The sequence below is a fragment of the Pseudomonas sp. BNK-7 genome (assembly GCF_048072025.1).
Classification (GTDB): Bacteria; Pseudomonadota; Gammaproteobacteria; order Pseudomonadales; family Pseudomonadaceae; genus Aquipseudomonas; species Aquipseudomonas danubii.
The window spans coordinates 4,413,753-4,433,987 of record NZ_CP182252.1 but is presented as its reverse complement, the minus strand read 5'-3'; the positions used below and the strand labels follow the sequence as shown (position 1 = coordinate 4,433,987).

Below are 20,235 nucleotides of genomic sequence, written 5' to 3'. Positions count from 1 at the left end.
AACGAGGGGCCGCAGCCCTAGGTGATCGCGGCCAACGCCGCCAGCCTGTGTTGCAACCTGTCCTGCATGGCCACCATGGCCCCGGGGTTGTCGGCGCACAGCACGATCTGTTCGTTGCCAAGCAGTCCGGCAAGGCTGTCGAATCCGGCGACCTGGGGGGTGTGCAACAGCTTGAGCAGCGCCAGTTGATCGAGGCCGCCCGCCAATAGCTGGTCGAGTGCCCGCAGGCCCTCCTCGGGCTCGATGGAACCCAGGCCCAGGGCCCTCATGCGCTCGCGGTAGCGCGGGTCGCTGACGGAACCGACGCCGCCCCAGTAGCCCCAATTGATCACCTTGACCGGGCACGCCCATTGGGCCCTGAGCTGGTCGGCAAAGGCGTCGGCGAAGGTGCAGCCTGCGGCGTAGTTGCTTTGCCCGGCGGCGCTGGTGAAGGACATCATCGAGGCGAAAAACAGCACGAAATCCAGCGTCGCGGCGCTGTCGCCGAAGACCTGGGCCAGGGCCACGCTGGTGGCGACCTTGGCGTTGAGTACCTGGCTGAAGGTCGCCTCGTCCATGTTGGCCAGGCTTTGATCCTTGAGCACGATGGCCGCGTGCACCACGCCATTGATCGGACCGAAACGCTCGTTAATCTGCTGTTTCGCCGTCGCCAGTTGCGTTGCGTCCGTGGCATCGACCTGCAGGTAAACCGGGGCCGGGGCCTCATGCATCAAGCTGACGGCGGTCAATTCGTCCAGCTTCGCTTCGATCTGCGCATCCCGCTCACGGCGACCGATCCACACCACCCGAGCACGATGCCGGCTGATCATCTGCTGGCTCCAGACGGCACCAATCCCGCCGGCGCCGCCGATGACCAGGTAAACGCCGCCGTCCCGATAGACCGGCAAACGAGGCGGCGCAGCATCGGCCTGCACCCGCGCCAATTGGCGGAACCACCATTGTCCCTGGCGCAGCGCCAGCACTTCACCAGACCGCACTGCCGTGAACGGCGCGCTGGCCAACCGCGGCAGTTGCGCGTCTTCCAGGTCGGCAAGGTGCACCTGCCAGTGCGGGTATTCCTTGGCCAGCGAGCCGGCCAGACCATGCACCGCCGCATGCGCCACATGGCTGGGCTCCCCAGGACGCAGGCTGATGGCCTGAGCAGTGACCAGGGTCAAGCGCAGCGGCCGTCGGCCGTAGCCCTGGCGCAGCAGCGCCTTGATCAGCCGCAACAGCGCCAGAACCCCCAGGTCCTGGGCGGCAATCAGGTCCTCGCTGCCATCAACCGGGGGGGCCAGCCACATCACGTCCGCCAGCTCGGGGCCGGCCTGCAGTTGGGCGTCGTAGTTGACCGGGCAGTCGTCCACCAGCCTCGCCTGGGGATAGAGCCCGGCCAGGGCCTGATGACGACATGGGGTCGCGCCGAAGATCAGCATCGCCCCCTGCCGATCCCTAGGCGGGTTGCTGCGGGTGCCGTCCCCGGCGAGCGGCTCATCGACAACCGACCAGATCGGCGTCAGCAGTTGCTCAATGGCCGGTGTCGGCGCTTTGGGGGCAGCCACGGCAAGCGCTCTGGCAGCGAACCCGACCCAGCGTGCGCAGAGACGACCCTGGTCGTCACTCAGCTCGATGTCGATCCGCTGGTTCGGGTGGTCGCCCGAGTCGCTGCGCAACAAGGCCCACATCCGCCGCGCACAGGGGGCGATGATCTCCAGGCGCTGCAGGGCAAAGGGCAGCATCAGTGGCAAGGGCTCGGTCGGCTCGGAATCCAGTGGCAGCAGCATACCGACGGCGGCCTGCAGCACGCTGTCGGTGATGCCGGGCTCCAGCCAGCAGTCGCTGGCCCCAGCGACCGCCTCAAGGCGCACCTCTGCCAGCACTTGGCGACGACCGCCCTGCTCCGCGATCAGCAACTGCTGGATACCGCGATGGCTGGGGCCGTAGGCCAGGCCCATGGCGTCGAACAGCCGATAGACGTCGTCGCGATCAAGGCGCCGCTGCCAAGGGCGATTACGCCAGTACCCAAGATCCAGGGGCTCGGCGACAGGCGCTGCCTCGGCCGTCACTCGGGCCTGACAATGCACCAGCGGTTGCTCGCCGTCATCGCTGAGCAAGGTCACGGCCAACTGATCATCGACCGCTTGCAGCGTGACCCGCAGACTCCGGGGCGCAGACTCCAGCGTCCAGGGGGCCAGCCAATGCAGCTGTTCGATGACCATGCCCCCGGCCTCGCCGGGCGCCCGCGAATGGCTCGCCGCGGCCCTGATGATTTCCAGGCAGGCAGCCCCGGGCAGGGTTTTGCGCCCCTGCACCTGGTGGTCAAGCAGCCACGGCTCGTCACCGCGAAAGAGGCTGATGAATTGCTGACGGTCGAAGGTCGAGCTGTTGCGGTGCAGCAAGGGATGCAAGGTCGTCGCCGCCGACGGCAACCCCGTGGTGGCAACGGGCGCCCAGTAACGACAGGTGGCGAAGGGATAGGTCGGCAGGCTGATACGCGAGGGGCGCTCGCCGCTGGCAGCGCGCAGCGCGTTCCAGTCGATACGCAGCCCGGCGCTCCACAACGCCAGCAATTGTTGCCGCTCGCCCTTGGCAAACAGCTGGGCCAGCTGTTCATGCCACGAGTTGCGGTAACGGTGCTTGAACGCCTGCAAGGTTTCGCTGCCGCTGTGGGTGTCACCGCAGATCCAGCCACTGCAGTCGTCATTGGCCAACGCGCGCAAGGCCTGAAGCAGGCTCGCGAGGGAACTGGTGATCAGCGCCGCGCGATGCTCCATGGCTTCGCGTCCGACCTGCAGCGTCCAGGCCACGGCCGCCAGGCTTGCGGCCACCGGGGCCTGCTCCAGTCTGGCCAGCAGGCGGCTGGCGATCTGGCGCAACTGTTCGGGCTCGCGGGCAGACAGCAGAATCATTTGCGGCTGGCCGTCAGGCGCCGGTACCGGCCGCTTGGACAGGTATTGCGCAACGATCAGGTGGGCGTTGGAGCCGCCAGCGCCAAAGGACGACAACCCGGCGATGCGCGGCAGCGGCTGGCCCTGGTGCCAAGGCTGCGGCCAGTCCCGCAACTGCTGGTTGACCTCGAACGGCGTGGCGGCAAAGTCGATAAAGGGATTGAGGGTCCGTGAGTGCAGCGAAGGTACGATTTTTTCGTGCTTGAGCTGCAACAGCACCTTGGTCAACCCGGCAATTCCGGCGGCCGCCTCGCAGTGGCCGATGTTGGACTTCACCGAGCCGATCCAGCAGGTCTGAGCCGGCGTGCGCGGGCCCAGGGCGCTGGCCAGGCCGGCGATTTCGATCGGGTCGCCCAGCCGGGTGCCGGTGCCGTGGGCCTCGATGTAGCTGATGGCGGCCGGATCGACCTTGGCGTCCTTGAGCGCACCGCTGATGGCGGCCTGCTGCGCCCGCGGATCGGGCACGCTGTAACCGGTGTTCTTGCCGCCGTGGTTGAGGTAGCTGCCCTTGATCAGGCCATAGACCTGATCGCCGTCGCGTTCGGCATCGGCGAGGCGCTTGAGCACCACCGCGCCAACCCCCTCCCCCGGCACATAGCCGTCGCCGCCTTCACCGAAGCTGGCGCACTGGCCCTGGTTGGAGATGAACTGACCACTGCTGAGCATCAGGTATTTGTTGGGGTGCAGGGTCAGGTTGACCCCGCCGGCAATGGCCATGGCCGTGCGCCCGCTGTGCAGATCCTGACAGGCCAGGTGCAAGGCTGTCAGCGAACTGGAGCACATCGAATCCACCGCCAGGCTCGGGCCCTGGAGGTTGAGGCAGAACGACACCCGGTTGGCGATGCTCGCGCTGGAACCGGCAAAGCCCATGCGCTGGCCGCGCAGGCTGGCTTCGGCACCCAGCAGTTGATACTCGTTGTACATCACCCCGGCATACACGCCGACCTGCAGCGCCGGGTCAGCCTGCTCGGCGCCGAGCTTTCGGCTGTAGCCGGCGTCTTCCATGGCTGACCAGGCGGTTTGCAGAAACAGCCGTTCCTGGGGGTCGATCAGCTCGGCTTCGAGGGGGGAAATATTGAAGAACAGCGGATCGAACTGATCGATGCCGTCGATAAAGCCGCCCCACTTGCTGTTGTGCACCCCGCTCAGGCTGCGGTCATTGCTGTAATAGTCGCGCCAGTCCCAGCGCTCGGGCGGAATTTCGCCAATGCTGTTCTTGCCCTGGCTGAGGTTCTGCCAGAAGGCCTCAAGATTGGCAGCCTCCGGGTAGCGCCCGGCGATGCCGATGATGGCGATATCGTCCCGTGGCTGGGCGGCCGGCAGCAGCGGTTGCGGCGGCCCGTCGAACAGCCGGCGTTGAGTCTCCTGGCTGGGGTTGCCCGCTTCGGCAGGTGCCTTGGCCGCCCTGGCCGTCAGGTAACGCGCCAGGGCCTGCAGGCTGGAATGCTCGAACAGCAACCCCGGCGGCAGCGCGCCAAAGCGCTGCTGCAGACGGCGCGTGAGTTCGACAATCTGCAACGAGTCGAGGCCATAGTCTTCGAAGCACTGCTGCTCGTCGATCTGCTGCGGCGGCAGGTCCAAGGCACTGGCAAGCAGGTCGCGCAACGAGTTGATCAAGGCGTTCTGGGGCGGTTTGCGAACCGGCCGCGTGGCCAGATGCTCGGCCAGGCCTTGCAGGCTGGGGTATTGGAAAAACAGGGTTTTGGACAAGGCGCCGAAGCGTTTTTCCAAGACCGCCGTCATCTCCATGATCATCAGCGAATCGATGCCGTAGTGTTCGAACGGCACCTCGCTGTCCAGCCGCGCTGGGTCGATCTTCAAGGTCTTGGCCAGTAGCTGGCGCAACCAGGCCAGCAGGTCATCGCCCTCCAGAGCGCCGGCTTCGGGGGTTGCGGCCGGCTCTGGGTTGAGCAAGGCGAGCAGTTTTTCGCGGTCACCGGCCAGCACCATCAACTGCGCTTGATCGCTGTGCAGGGCCTGATAGAGGGCCTGGACCCCGGTGGCGCTGGCCATCGCTTCAATGCCGCTGCGTTGTGCCAACAGGCGTCGCGCCGTATCGCTCATGTGCAGGCCGCCCTCCAGCCATAGCGGCCAGTTGATCGCCAGGCTGCGGCCGTGTCGCGTACCCGCCGCGACCTGCTGCTCGCGCTGGCTGGCGAATGCGTCCAGATAGCCGTTGGCCGCGGCGTAATCGGTCTGCCCGGGGTTGCCCAGAACGCTGGCGATCGAGGAGTACAACACGAAGAAATCCAGGGCCAGCCCGGCGCTGTAGCGATCCAGGTGGCGCACGCCGTCGACCTTGGCGGCGAACACCGCGGCAAAGTCCTCAATGGACTTGTCTGCCAGCAAGGCATCGCGGGTCACGCCTGCGCAATGGATGATCCCGTGCAGCCCACGGTCATCGCGCACCAGCTCAGCGATCAGTTGTTCAACCTGGTCGGCACTGGCCAGATCCACGGCGCGGTAGTCAACGCCGGCTCCCAGTTGCTCCAGTTTGGCCAGCACCGAGGGCGCGGTGGCCGGCGTGCGGCCACAGAGCACCACACGCGCCCGGGGCGCTGCCGCCCTGATCTCTCGTGCCAGGACCGTGCCGACACCGCCCAAGCCACCGGTGATCAGGTACACGCCCTCGGGCCGCCAGGGTGCGGGGGCCGTGTCCAGGGGCTGGTGATCCCAGCTCAGTTGCTGGCGGCGCAGTGTGCCGGCGTCTTGCAGATAGCGCAGTTGGCGTTCAGCGGGGTCGGCGGCCTCGGCAACCAGGGCCGTCAACAGCGGCTGGGCGGCAAGCTGCGGTGCCACTTCTATCAGTTGGCAGATCAAGGCCGGCTGCTCACGGCTGACGCTGTACAACAGGCCGCCAAGGCCGCGATAGCCATGGGCGTCGTCGGCTGCGACCAGCAGTTGAATCAGGCAAGGTTGAGCGCTGTGCAGCCAGGGCTTGAGCTGCTCGGCAAGGGCCAGCGCGGCCTGTGCATAGTCAAGCTCCGGCCAGGCGACATGACCGATGCCCCGCTCCGCCAGGTGCGGCGCCAGATCGGCAAAAGCCTGATGACGCCCCAGGGTCAGTACCTGATGCGCAAGCCCTGGCGCGGCAGCTGTTGGCGCCGGCCGCGCATCGTGCCAGTGCTTGTGGCAGAGCAGCCCGATGGTGGCGCCGGGGCCGGCGGCGAGGCTGGCGCCCGTCAGGGGCTGGAACGACAGTTGATTGAGGATCGCGCAGCACTGGCCCTGGTCGTCGAACAAGGCCAGATCGAAGCAATAGTCGTGCGCGGTGCTCGGGGCACGGCGTATCTGCACCTGCAGGCTGGCCGGGCAATCGGCCAACAGCACACATTGCCCCAGGCCGGCGGGCAACAGCAGTGCCGGGCGCTCCTCCAGTTCATCCAGGAGCAAGGCCATGACCCCTTGCATGGCGGCATCCAGCAAGGCCGGATGCAGCGCGAAACCGCTGTTCTGCGCCGGGTCTTGCAGGGCGATGCGCGCCAGCGCCTGATCCCCCTGGCGCACCAGCGACAGCAGCCGACGATGGCCCACGCCATACTCGATGCCCATGGCGGCAAAGCGCTGATAGCAGGCCTCGACGTCCACCACTTGCGCGCCAAGGCTGCTGAAGTCGAGCCGGGCCGCCTGGACCTCTGCGGTGCTGGCTCGGGCCTGGCAATGCAGTTGCAACTGCGCGGCTTGGTCATAGGCGTAGATCCCGATCCGATAGTCGCCCGCGGCCGGCATCGACAGTTCCAGGAACAGCTCGCCATTGTTGGCCGCATCAACGCTGAACGGCTGCCGCCAGCTCAGATCGCCGATCACCAGCCCCTTGCCCGCCGGCACCGCGCCGCCCAGGGCATCGGTCAACGCCGCCTGGATCATGACAATCATCGCGGCCCCCGCAAGCACCGCCTGGCCATTGACCCGATGCTCGGCCAGCACACTCTCATCACCGCTGAAGCGGCTCAGGTAGCGCAAGCCGCGCAGGTCCGAGACGTTGCGATGCAGCAGTGGGTGCAGGCGTTCCCCCCCTGTGGCAATCGCCGTGGCCGCCCCTTGCGTCGGTTGCCAATAGCGCTCGCGAGCAAAGGGATAACCCGGCAGGCTGAGGGGCGCCGGCGTGCCCTGGGGATACATCAGACGCCAATCCAGGGTCGCGCCCTCGAGCCAGGCGTCGAGCAGGCCTTGTTGTTCACCGCGCTGGAGCGCACTGGCCATGTCGAGGCTCGGTGCCTGGGTATCGGGTTTGAGCCGGCTACGGGCCTGGGTCGCGCCGTGGTCGATGAAGTCCCCCAGGCACTTGTGCAACTGGGCCAGGCAAGCAACCTGCCAGCCATGGCGATGTTCCATCGCTTCACGAGCGACTTGCAGGGTAAAGGCCAGCGCCGGCAGGTCGGCGTCAACCAGCACGCCCCGCTCCAGTTCCTCGCGCAACAGTCGGGCTTGCTGCAGCAACTGCTCGCCGGTCTTGGCGGACAGCAGGATGAGCGCCGGTTGCTCGTGGTTGACGGTGATCTGTGGCCGTACCCGCAGGTCTTCGTACTCTTCGATCACCACGTGGGCATTGGCGCCACCCGCACCGAAGGACGACACCGTGGCAATGCGCTTGAACGTCTGCTGCACCCCGTCGATCAGCACCTGCGGGCGCGACCATTGGGCCAGCGATTGCTGTACGACGAACGGGCTGTTGGCAAAATCGATGTGCGGGTTGGCGGTAGCGGCGTGCAGCGACGGCACCAACTGGCGGTGCTGCAGTTGCAGCAGCACCTTGGTGATACCGGCAATACCGGCTGCGCTTTCGCAATGGCCGATATTGGATTTGATCGAGCCGATGGCGCAGTACTGCTTGAGCGGCGTGGCGGCGTCGGCATTGAATGCCCGGGCCAGACCGGCGATCTCGATCGGGTCACCCAGCGCGGTGCCGGTGCCGTGGGCCTCGACATAGCTCACGGCTCTGGGGTCGACCCCGGCCCGGGCCAGGGAATCGACCACCAAACGGCTCTGGGCCAGGGGGTTGGGCACGGTGTAACCGTTGGTCTTGCCGCCGGCATTGATCATGCTGCCCTTGATCACACCGTAGATGCGGTCGCCATCGGCCTCGGCCTGTGCCAGCGGCTTGAGCAGCATGGCGCCCACCCCTTCTCCGGCGACAAAGCCGTCGGCATCGGCCCCGAACGCTTTGCAGTGCTGGCCCGAAGAGAGCATTTTCATTTCGCTCAGGCCGATGTAGTGCACCGGGTCCACCAGCAGGCTGACCCCGCCCACCAGCACGCAGTCGCTGACACCGTTGTGCAGGCTTTCCACGGCCAGATGCAGCGCAGTGAGCGACGACGAACAGGCGGTGTCGACTGCAAGGCTCGGACCCTGGAAGTTGAACTGATACGACACCCGGTTGGCCACCGACCAGTAGCTGGACTGGCGGCTGTAGGTGCCGTTCATCACGCCGACAAACACCCCGACTCGCTGCCGCTCGGCCAGGCGTGCGGGGGTATAACCGGCATCACTGATGCAGTGATAGGCCTCTTCCAGGAACAGCCGCTCCTGGGGGTCCATTTTCAGCGCTTCCCGGGGCGACAGGTGAAAGAACAGTGGATCGAACTGGTCGATCTGGCCAATGAATCCGCCCCACGGGCTGTAGACGCGGCCCTCGGTGCCCGGTGTCCGATCAAAGTACTGCCGCCAGTCCCAGCGGTCCGCCGGCACCTGAGCAATACAGCTTTCGGCGGCTTTGAGGTGTTGCCACAGCTCGCGAACGTTATCGGATTGGGCGTAGCGCCCCGCCAGACCGACGATGGCGACGTCTGAATCGCGGCCAGCGGCCGGGGTGTTGTCGGGCAACATGACCCTGAAGCGAGACGGGGCCGCTGGTTCGACGCTTGCTGTTGCTGTTGCTGATGGCGATGGGTTTGACGGCACCTGCCCCAGGCCCAGCAGGGTTTTGAGCCGATCCTGCTGGGTGGCGACAAAATGCTCCGCCAGCGCGTCGACCGTCTGGTATTCGAAGAACAGCGTGCTGCTGATCCCCGTCAGTTTGTCCCGCAGCAGGTTGGTCAGTTGCACCACCAGAATGGAATCGATGCCATAGGTTTCCAAGGCTTCACGGGCGTCGATCTGCTCGGGTTCGATCTTGAACAGCCCACCAATGACCTGTTTGAGGTAGCGCACCGTCTCGGCCTTGAGCCGGGCGCTGCTGACCTCGCCCAGCGGCGCGGCGATGACCCCAGGTTGTGGCGCACGCAATGCCTGGGACGCCGGCTGGTGGCGCTTGCTAGGCGCGATGGCGGGCGCTTGGGCGGCGTCGATAGGCTCCTGCCAGACCAGGCCATTGCTCTGGGCGATGACGATCTGCTGCCCCAGGTCATGCTCGGCCAGCGCCGGGAAATACACCTGTCGATAGCCTTCGCTTTCCAGCACCTGCTTCCATTGCGCTGGGGCCAATGCCGGGCCACCGGGCAAGCGCAACTGCGGATCGTCGAACAACCACCAGCCCTTGAGCAGGCCGAAGGTCAGGTGGGTAAACAGGCCATTGCGGGCAATCTCGTTGATCAGCAACAGGCCGTTGTGCTTGAGCGCGGCCTTGGCGTTTTGCAGGGCCCGGCGCAGGTCCGGCGTGGCGTGCAGGACGTTGGTGGCGATCACCAGATCATAGGCGTCGGGCTGGATGCCCTGAGCCGCCAGGGGCTGATGGACATCGAACAGCTGATAGCGCAGGTACGGCGTCTGCGGGCCGTAGGCTTGCTGCGCGTGGATCAGGAATGCCTGGGAGACGTCGGTGTAGCAGTACTCGGCGATCTGCGCCTGGAACGACCGCAGTTTTTCAAAGGCTCGCGCGCTGGTGCCGCCGGTGCCGGCACCGATCTCCAGGATGCGGATCGGCGTCTGCGGCGACTGCTCCAGGCGAGCGCGGACAAACTCCAGCAGGGCATCGAGCAGCACTTCGTTGAAGAAGTCGGACACCGGATTGTGTTTGTAGATGCCCTCGACCCGGGACATCGAAGCGTCGGGGAACAGGATGTCGGTGGCGGCAATCCGGCCATCGAGGATCTGCGGCAACTCGCGCAGGGTCGCTGCTGCGAGCAGGGTCTCGGCCTTGAGACCGGGGTATTCGAGCCACCCCGGCTGTTGCCGATCCCATTCGTGCCACAGCTGCTCAAGCATCAACGGCTGCGGGTGGCTGGCACGCCAGCTATCGCCTGCACGCTCGACGTAGCCGTGCTGGGCCAGCTCCTCCAGGCTCTGGTCGAACCAACGCTGGTACATCGGCAACAGCCCGATACGCTGGCGCATCTGAGCTACGGATTCGCCGTCCTGGCTGAAGCAGCCCAGGTGCTGCAACTGGGCGTAGAGCAGGCCACGCTGCAATTCGTCGATCACTGCCCGTTGCGCCTGTAGCTGCCCGGTGGCATGTCGCACCTGCTGATTGCTCGGCTGCAGATTGCGCTGCAACCGCTCGATCAGCGCCGGGTAAGCCGGCGGGCGAACTTCGCCGTACACGCCGAAGGTGCCGCCGGGATGTTGGGCCAGCCCCAGTTGGCTGAAGGTGTCGCTCAAGCGCTGCGAGGTGCGCAGGAAGGTCAATTGGCTCAACGGCGCGCCGTCATCACGGGCCCCGAGCAGCACGTCCAGGGCCTGCATCGCCGATTCGCCGTCGATGGAACCCAGCCCGACCGCGGCCATCCGCCGTCGATAGTCGTTGCTGGCCACCGAGCCGACCTCGCCCCAGTACCCCCAGTTGATGACCTTCACCGGGTAGCCGCGTTGTTGCGCCAGGTAGTGAGCGAAGGCGTTCTTGAAGGTGCAGCCGGCGGCGTAATTGCTCTGCCCCGCCGACCGGGTGAAGCTCTGCAACGAGGAGAAAAACAGCATGAAGTCCAGCGGCTGGTGCTCGAACACCTCGGCCAGACGGGCGCAGACATCGACTTTGGCGGCCAGTCCCGCAGCGAACTTCTGCCCGTCCATGCGGGCCAGGCTCTGGTCCTCAAGCTGGATCGCCGCGTGGATCACCCCGTGAATCTGCCCATGCTCGGCCAGCACCTGGCTCACCGCCTGCTGCAGCGCAGCGTGGTTGCCGGCATCGGCGCGGATGTAGCGCGGCGCCGGGCCCAGTCGGGCCAGTTCGCTGATGGCCGCGTCAATCCGGCTGTCTTGCTCACGGCGCCCCAACCAGATGATCCGGGCGCCCCGGGTACGGATCAGGTGTTCGCTCCACAGCCGGCCAATACCGCCGGCCCCTCCGACCACCAGGTACACACCGGCGTCGCGATACAGACTGCCCACCTCGGCGGCGCTGTCGGCCGGCACCAGGCACGGCGCCAGATAGGCGCGATGCCAGACACCCTGGCGCCAGGCCAAGGCCTCGCCACGTGGATCGGCGGGCAGTGACAGCAGGTCCTGGTCCGGCCAGCTGTCCCCCGCCGGCAGGTCCAGCAGGCACACCGGCCAATGGCTGTATTCCTTGGCCATCACCCCGATCAGCCCGTGGACGCTGGCGTGAGCCGGCGCCACCGGCTCACTGGCGGCCTGATGCAGCGGGCTGGCCTCGGCGAACACGGTCAGGGTGGCCCGGGTGATGACGGTCCAGGCCAACGGCTGCTGGTCCAGGCCCAGGGCCAGCAATGCCTTGATCAAGCGGAAGCAGCCGAGCACGCCGCGTTGCTGGGCGCGGATCATGCCGTCGGCGCTGGTATCTGCTGCCCCCGCGCCTGGCGCCAGCCACAGCAGATGCTCCAGGGGGCCGGCCTCGCCCAGCAATGCAGCGATCCTGTCGCTGGTTTCGCTGCCGTCGAGCAACAGTGTCGCGGCCTGCGGATAGCGGGCAGTCAACTGTTGCAAGCCTTGGGGATCGTTGGCGATCAACAGCAGCCGGGCGCCGCTGGACGGCACCGGTTGCACAGTGACCCGGCGCCATCGCTGCAGCAGATAGGCGTCCGTCCGCGATGGGTCGTCGAGCATCAGTTGCAGTGGCGACGGTGCTTTCAGCTCGCGCAGGACCAAGCCCTGCAGGGCAACGCAATGCTCGCCCTGGTGATTGTAGATATCGATATCAACGCTCGACTGCCCCGCTTCCCGGCGTTGCGCGCCGGGTCGCACCCAGGCCCATATCTGTTCGCCCAGTGCTGCGCCGCTGTGCTGCAACTGCTCCAGGGCAAAGGGCACAGCGGTGTGTTCGAGTTGCGGTGCAAGCCCCTGGTCCAGCTGATCCGCGACCAGTAGCCCCAGGGTGGACTGCAACGCCGCATCCATCAGGCTGGGGTGCAGGACGAACTGCCCGTGGCCGGCACTCAGTGACGGCGGCAGCTGGATCTGCGCCAGCACTTGGCCGCCGTCGATGCGCAGCTCGCGGACCGCCCGGTGGCTGGGGCCGTAATGGATATCGATGCTGTCGAACAGGCGGTACAGGCCCTCGGCGTCGAGACGATGGCCGTGGATTGCGCCTTGCAGCGACGCCAGCGAGGCCGGCGCCTGGACGGCGTTGTCATGCAACAGGGCCTCGCCCTGACAGCACAGGGTGCGCTGTGGCTGCTGGCGAATCTCGAATGTCAGTCGCTGGGGGGCCAGGCTATTGATGTGGATCTCGAGCGTAGCGGGCTCGGTGCCCTGCTCGCTGAGCGTCAACGGTTGCGACCACACCAGATGGCACAGGCTCAGGGTCGCGCGGGTGGCGCGGTCGCCGAGGGAGCGACTGAGGGCCTCTCGCGCCATCTCCAGATAGGCCACGCCGGGCAACACTTTCTGCCTGCCCACGCGATGATCGCGCAGGAAGAACTCAGCGCCGCTGAACACCGCGGTGAACTTCTGTTGCGCAAGGTCCGACACGTTGCGGTGCAGCAACGGGTGCAGACGGGCCTCGCCCAGGGACTCGACCTGAAGCGGAAACTGGACATCGCCGGACACCCAGATCCGCTCGCGGGCGAAGGGGTAACCCGGCAGGCTGATCCGCCGGACGCTGCCCATGGGCATCCCCAGCAGCGCCCAGTCGAAGTTCAGCCCCTTGACCCACAGCTCCAGCAGCTTCTGGTGTTTGCCCTTGTCGGCCCAGGCCGCCAGCGTCGCCGCCATGTCTTCATCGTGGGCCAGCACGGCCATGGCCGCCTTGTTCTCTTGCACCCGGCCTAGATGCAGGCCGTCAAAGCAGCCGAAGTGTTCGGGGGCCTTGAGCAGTTGCGCCAGGCCCTGTGCCAGACGCTCCTGCAACGCGCTGAAGGAGGCGGCGCTGAACCCCAGGCGATACTCCAGGGCTTCGCGGCCCTGCTGCAAGGTAAAGGCCAGGTCCGCCAGACGCGGCAGTTGGCCTTGCTGCTCGCGCCGTTGCAGGAACTGCTGCAAGCGTTCGACCTGCTGCTGCAACTGGCTCGGGGTCCTGGCCGACAGCACGATGATCGCGGGCTGTCCGGCAACCGGTTCATCCCGTTCGGGCGCCAGGTACTGGGCAAGGATCACGTGACCGTTGGAGCCGCCGGAGCCAAACGACGACACCGAAGCGGCCAAGGGGTACTCGCGCTCCCGGCCGTCGAGGTTGAGCCGTGGTCGGCGCCATTCCTGCAGTTGCTGCGGGATGTGGAACGGCGACTGGTCAAAGGCAATGCCCGGGTTGAGCCGGCTTGAATGCAGCGACGGTGCCAGTTGCCGATGCTTGAGCTGCAGCAGGACCTTGGCCACCCCGGCGATCCCGGCGGCCGATTCCAGGTGGCCGATATTCGACTTGGCCGAGCCCAGTGCGCACTGCTGCGCCGGCGCCGGTTCGCTGCCCAGGGCTGCGCTGCGCCGGGCAAAGCCCTGTTGCAGGCCGCTGATTTCAATCGGATCACCCAACGCGGTGCCGGTGCCGTGAGCCTCGATGTAACTCAGTTCCCGGGGATCCATCCCGGCCTTTTCCAGGGACTCGGCGATCATGGCGCCTTGGGCATTCGGACTAGGCACGGTGTAGCCATGGGTCTTGCCGTTATGGTTGATCGACGTCGCGCGGATCACGCCGTAAATATTGTCGCCATCGGCCTGTGCCTGGGACAGTGGCTTGAGCAACACCGCGCCGGCGCCTTCGCCCGGCACAAAGCCGTCGCCACCTTCACCGAAACTGCGGCAGCGGCCATCGCTGGAGGACATGGTCAGCTGCGACTGGATAAAGTATTTGTTCGGGTGCAACGACAGGTTGACGCCACCGGCCAGCGCCACCCGGCACTCGCCACGTTGCAGGCTTTGCACCGCCAGGTGCAGGGCCGTCAGCGACGACGAGCAGATGGTGTCGATGGCCATGCTCGGGCCGCTGCAGTCGAAGACGTAGGACACCCGATTGGCAATCGAACCAAAGGAAGCGTCCACCGCATCATCGGTGCAGTCGGCAGCGGCCGAGCGGGTATAGAGCAAGTATTCGCCGTGCATCACCCCGACAAACACGCCCATTTTCCCCTGGTAATGACGCTGCAGTGCGGCCCGGTCGTAGCCCGCGTCTTCCAGGGTGTGCCAGGCGGTTTCCAGGAAGATCCGTTCCTGGGGGTCCATGCGCTCGGCATCCCGCGGCGAAATGTTGAAAAACAGCGGATCAAAGCGGTCGACGTCGTCGATAAAGCCGCCCCATTTGCTGTTGATCTTGCCTTTGAGGCTGCGGTCGCGGCTGTAGTACTGCGGGTGCGCCCAACGCTCGGCGGGGATCTCGCTGATGCTGTCGACCCCGTTCTTCAGGTTGTCCCAGAAGTGCTCGATGTCCGGGGCCCCCGGAAAGCGTCCGGCCAGACCGATGATGGCGATGGGCTCATCGCAGGCCTGACGCCGCTCGATGTCGGTGCCGGGTGCGGCCTGCCGGGGGGCGGCAGCGCTTGCAACGGGCGCTTGCAGCCCCAGCAATTGGCGGCTGCGCGACGGATGCTCGGCAGCAAACCAGATCGCCAGTGCACGGATGCTCTGGTGTTCGAAGAACAGGGTGCTGGACAACTCGCCGAACCCTTGCGCCAGCCGTTGGTTGAGCTCGGTGATCATCAGCGAGGTCAAACCGTAGCGATCAAAGGTTTCCAGGCTGTCGATGCTGGCCTCGGGAATGGCCGATACCTTCGAGAAGTGTTGCTTGAGGTAGCCCTCCAGGGCCGTTTGCAGCCCCTCATCGGGCACAGGCGGCGCGACCATATCGCCCCTGGGGCTGTGGCCGAGATGGCAGTCGATGGCGGCAAAGGGGTACGCCGTCAACGCCACGCGCCGGCAATCGTGCCGGGCAATCGTCAGCAGCTCGGTCTCACCCGCCAGCCAACGGCGAGCGATGGCGTTCAGGGCCTGGCGATCGAGGCCACGCAGGTCCGCCTCGCTGGTCGGCGCTGGCGCGGCTCTGTCGAGGCGGCCTCGTAGCACTGAGTCGCCCTGGGCGGCGTTGAGCAGCGCCAGCAACTGGGCTTCGCTGTCAGCCACCAGCACCGCACGCTGGGCCTGTGCTACCCGTCCAACACACAGGCTGTAGCTGATGTCGCCGAGGCTTGCGGCGCTCAGGCGCCCAGCCTGAAGATCATCGGCAAACGCCGCCAGCAGTTGCTCAAGCTGAGCCTGACTGGCGGCGGAGAAGGGAAACAGCCAGGGCCCGACGGCCTTGCTCGGCGCGGCCACGGGGGGCGCTGCTTCGAGGATCAGATGACCGCCGGAACCGCTGGCGCCGAAGGCATTGATCAAGGCCCGCGGCGGCCCTTGCCATGGGCTCAAGGTGTCGGCGATGGCCAGATTGCCCGGCCCCTGTCCGATCAACGGACTCAGCGGATGACAGCCGAGGGTCGGTGCTATCTGGCCGTGTTGCAATTGCAGCAGGACCTTGGTGATCTGCGACAGGGCCGACGCCGATTCAAGGTGGCCGATATTGGCCTTGATCGAGCCGACTTTCAGCGGCGTCTGGCCAGGGCGCTCGCCGAAGACCTTGCCAAGCGCCGCGAACTCGGCGCCGTCCGCCAGGCTGGCGCCGGGCGCCGCAGCCTCCACGTAGCCGATGGCCTCGGCGGGCAGTCCCGCCTGCTCCAGGGCCTGGCGCATCGACGCAGCCTGACTCTCGGCGCTGGGTGTACCGTAGCGAAAGGTCTTGCCGCTGTGACTGATGGCCGTGGCGCGGATGACGCCGAGGATCTGGTCGCCTTCGCGGCGGGCAGCCTCCAGTGGCCTGATCAGCAGGGCACCAACGCCCTCACCCGCCACCCAGCCATTGGCATTGCGGCCGAACGGGTGCGACTGGCCCTCTGCGGACAACAGTTGCAGCGATGTCAGCAGCTCAAGGTGCGACGGATGGCTGATCAGGTTGACGCCGCCGACAATCGCCGCCTGGCATTCGCCGCGACGAATGCTCGCGCAGGCGAAATGCAGGGCGGTCATCGCGGACGAGCACGAGGTGTCGAACACCACGCTGGGGCCATTGAAGTCATTGAAGTACGAGACGCGGTTGGCAATGGCCGAATGGAACGAGGTGGCTCGCTCTCCCTGCGCCCCTGGCCGCTGGTGCTGGTAATCGCCCCACATTGCCCCGACGAACACGCCAACCCGTTGCGCCGTGCGGCGCAGACCGGCTGCGGTATAGCCGCTGTTTTCCAGGCAATGCCAGACCGTTTGCAGGAACAGCCGCTCCTGGGGGTCCAGGGTTTTCGCCTCGGCGGGGGTGATGTTGAACAACAGCGGATCGAACAGCTGCTTGTCGGCCAGTGTGCCCACCGCCCACTGCGGCGCATCCGCCGTGGGCGGGTCGCCAGCCAGCAGCGCTTGGCCGCTGACACTGTGGATCGACGAACGTCCGGCACTGAGGTTTTGCCACAGTTCCTGAGGATTGGCGGCGCCAGGATAGCGACCGCTGATGCCGATGATCGCCAGTGCGCCTTCACCCTCGGGCGCGGCGCCTGGTGGTTCATCAGCCTGGCGTTCGAGCCGTGGCCAGCCCAGCGGCAGCCGTTGGCTGACGGTGCCGCCAACGAAGCTGTGCAACAGCTCATCGCCCTCCTCCAGGTCGAAGGCGCCGCGAACCTTGTCGAAGTACATCGAGCCGATGGGGCACAGCCCGACGCCGAACTCCGTCTGATGGTCCAACAGCAACTGGCCGATTCTTCCTGCCTGGAGCAGGTTGAAATAGCGGCTGTCAGCGCCGTAGGCCGCAGAGCGAGCGCCAATGACGAATATCCGCAAACGGGCCTGTTGTGCATGTTTGCGATTGAACGGCGTGTAGCTGCCGTTGAACGCCTGCGGCTCAGCCTCGCCGATGCGGCTCAGGCAATGACGGTCGCTGTGGTAGCGGTAGATGCCCGGGGGCGGACATTGCGCCTGGCCCGGGGATTGATCCGTCGGGCCGGCCAGATGCAGGTAGATCTTCAGTGGCAGGGCGGGCTCGGTGTGGTACAGGCAGCCGCTGTCCGGCTCGGCCCGCAACAGGCTCAGCAGCCGGCTCAACTGCGCCACGCTCAGTGCTTCGCCGCCGTACTGACGCTTGGCGGCCCGCAGTTGCAGTGCATCGACGCTGATCGGCGCTGCCGGCAGTTCGATGACCCCATCCCCCTGCTCCGCCAGATCGCGGCGAATCTGCCGTTGTTGGCGGTGCAGCTGCTCCAGTGCATCCTTGCCCGGCAAGTCGAAGCCGTTGTTGTTACCGGCCAGAAAGTCGGCGAACAAGGCGCCGGGCTGCCCGCTGCCCAGCACAGAGGCCTGGGCCGGCATCAGGCAATGCAGCACACGGTGGCTGGGCTGCAGTTGCAACAGTGGCCCAAGCGTCGCCACGTCCACGCCATAGGCCGGGGCCAGCGCGATGCCGAAGTCGGCCTGGCGCGACAGCAACAGTTGCTCGATATAACCCGCTTCGAGTACCAGCAGCGCCGGGGCGGCGTGGTTGTAGATGGGCTCGATGGCGGCCATTTCCGCCACCAGAAACAGTGCCAGACCGGCTGCCGCCAGCGGCGACGCAGCCAGGGCGTGCGCATCGAGTTCGGCCGGCAGACGGACCGGCAACAGGCGGTTGAGCCGTGGCTGGTAGTACCAGGCGCCTGCCGGCAAGCCCTCGACCTGCCCCTGGGCCACATACAGATAGCACTGGATGGCGTTGAGGCCCCCGGCCGATGAATACAGGTACTTGCCCTTGCCCTCCAGGGTCACTTCACGCAGCAACGACAGCAGCCCCCCCAGCCGTTGAAGGCTGGGGGCTGCCACGTCGGTGGTTCGCCGATAGGCGCCTGGATCAAAGGGTACGGCTTGCAGGCAGATTGACGCCTGGATGCTGGCTCGCGGCGCCGGCAAGGCCTGCGCCACGCCGTTCTGGTCGGCGGCGACAGTTTGTTGATCGAGGATGTAGGCGATGACGGCGGCGAGGGTCGGCTGCTGAAGAAACACCTCCACCGGCAGCGTGACCTGATACTGCTGGTGAATGCTGTGGACGGCCTGGACCAGGGTGAAAGAAGTTGCGCCCTGATCAAAAAGATCATCGTCGACCCCCAGCGCCTCGATCCCCAGCGCCTCGATGAAATACTGCTGCAACCAGGCGCTGAGTGCCTGGGGCTCCAGCGCCGGTGCACGGACGCTGGCGGGCGCGATGCCATCAGCGGCGAGCAACGCCTGGCGGTCGGTCTTGCCGTGGGCCGTGACCGGGATCTGCTCGACGAACTGCACCCGATTGGGCGTCATGTACTCCGGCAGGCGGGCCTTTACAAAGTCGCGGATCGTCTTTTTGTCCAGCCCCTGGGCCACGACATAGGCCACCAGTTTGGGGTCTTCGCTGCCGGGGTCCTGGACCAGCACCACGGCATCACTGATCCCTGGATGGCTTTTGAGGGTGTTCTCGATCTCGCCCAATTCGATGCGAAACCCCCGCAGCTTGACCTGGGAGTCGAAACGCCCCAGCACTTCGATCTGGCCATCGTCGAGAAAGCGCGCCTCATCGCCGGTGCGGTACAGCCGCGCATCGGGCTGCGCGCAGAACGGGTCGCGGATGAACTTTTCCGCCGTCAGCTCGGGGCGATTGAGATACCCCCGGGCCAGGCCGACACCACCAATGCACAGCTCGCCGGTCTGGCCAATCGGCACGGGATGGGACTGGGCATCAAGGATATGAATCTGAATATTGTCGATGGGCCGGCCGATGGGCACGCGCTGGTCGGGCCTTGGTTCGGCGGGCCACCAAGTGACGTCCACCGCAGCCTCGGTCGGGCCATACAGGTTATGTAAGCGGGCATCCAGTCGCGAACAGAATTGCAGCAGCAGATCGTGGGTCAGGGCCTCGCCGCTGACGAACACCTGGCTCAAGGAGCGGCACTCGGCGACGGCCGGATGCTTGAGAAAGAAGCGCAGCATGGAGGGCACGAAATGGCAGATGGTGATCTGCTGTGCCTGGATGATCTGCACCAGATAATGGGCATCCTTGTGCCCTTCCGGCCTGGCCATGACCAGGCAGGCACCGCTGAGCAACGGCAGAAACAGCTCCCAGACCGAGACATCGAAGGTAAAGGGGGTCTTCTGCAAGATCCGCTCGGCCGGCCCGACCTGATAATGGCGCTGCATCCACAGCAGACGGTTGCAGATGGCCTTGTGCGGCAACATGCAGCCTTTGGGACGCCCGGTGGAACCGGAGGTGTAGATCACATAGGCCAGATCGCCGGGGCTGTTGATCGAGGCGGGATTGTCTTCGCTTGGGTGCAGCTCTTCGCTTGCCGGATCGTCCAGGCAGATCACTTCAACGGCCTGGGCCTTGAGCCGATGTGCAAAGCGCTGCTGCGTCAGCACCACGCTGACCGCGGCATCGTCAATGATCAGGGCCAGTCGTTCTTCGGGGTAACCCGGGTCCAGCGGCAGGTAGGCGCCACCGGCCTTGAGGATGGCCAGCAACGCGACCATCAGCTCCAGCGAGCGCTCCATCTGCACCCCGACCAGGCTGTCGGGGCCGATACCGAGCTCGCGCAGGTAGTGGGCCAGGCGATTGGCCCGACGATTCAACTGGCAGAAACTCAAGGTCTGATCGTCGAAACACACCGCCACGGCATCGGGGCTGCGCTGCACCTGTTGCTCGATCAACTGCTGCAGGCACTGGTCCAGCGGATACGCGTAGTGGGTCTGGTTCCAGCCGGCAATGAGCGCGGCTTCGGCAGTCCGATCAGCGGGTTGCGCTGCGCGCGGAGAGCTCTGTGGACCGTCATTGGTGGCGTTGTTGTCTGGCACTGCGCGACTTCCCTGTCAGGTTGGGCCGAGATCATCGGCGACTGTTCATCCGTGTCATTGCGTCAGCGCGGCACGCTTGAGTAGGCGCTTTGCCAGGCGACGTCAGATCGATACCCAGGAGTGTTCGGATTGGCTGTGCCGCTTAAGGACTCAACGGCGCGTAGAGCCGCAAGCCGACCGTCCT

Annotated in this window: 1 protein-coding gene; it reads right to left on the bottom strand. The window is 66.0% G+C overall.

Features of this window, described 5'->3' with window-relative positions; translation table 11 throughout:
* Positions 1 to 17: 17 nt before the first annotated feature.
* Positions 18 to 20,051 carry an amino acid adenylation domain-containing protein gene (locus ACMGF8_RS20375; RefSeq protein WP_416757013.1) on the bottom strand — a complete coding sequence of 6,678 codons (20,034 nt, stop codon included), beginning with the start codon at positions 20,049 to 20,051 and terminating at the stop codon, positions 18 to 20.
* Between the last annotated feature and the right edge of the window lie 184 nt (positions 20,052 to 20,235).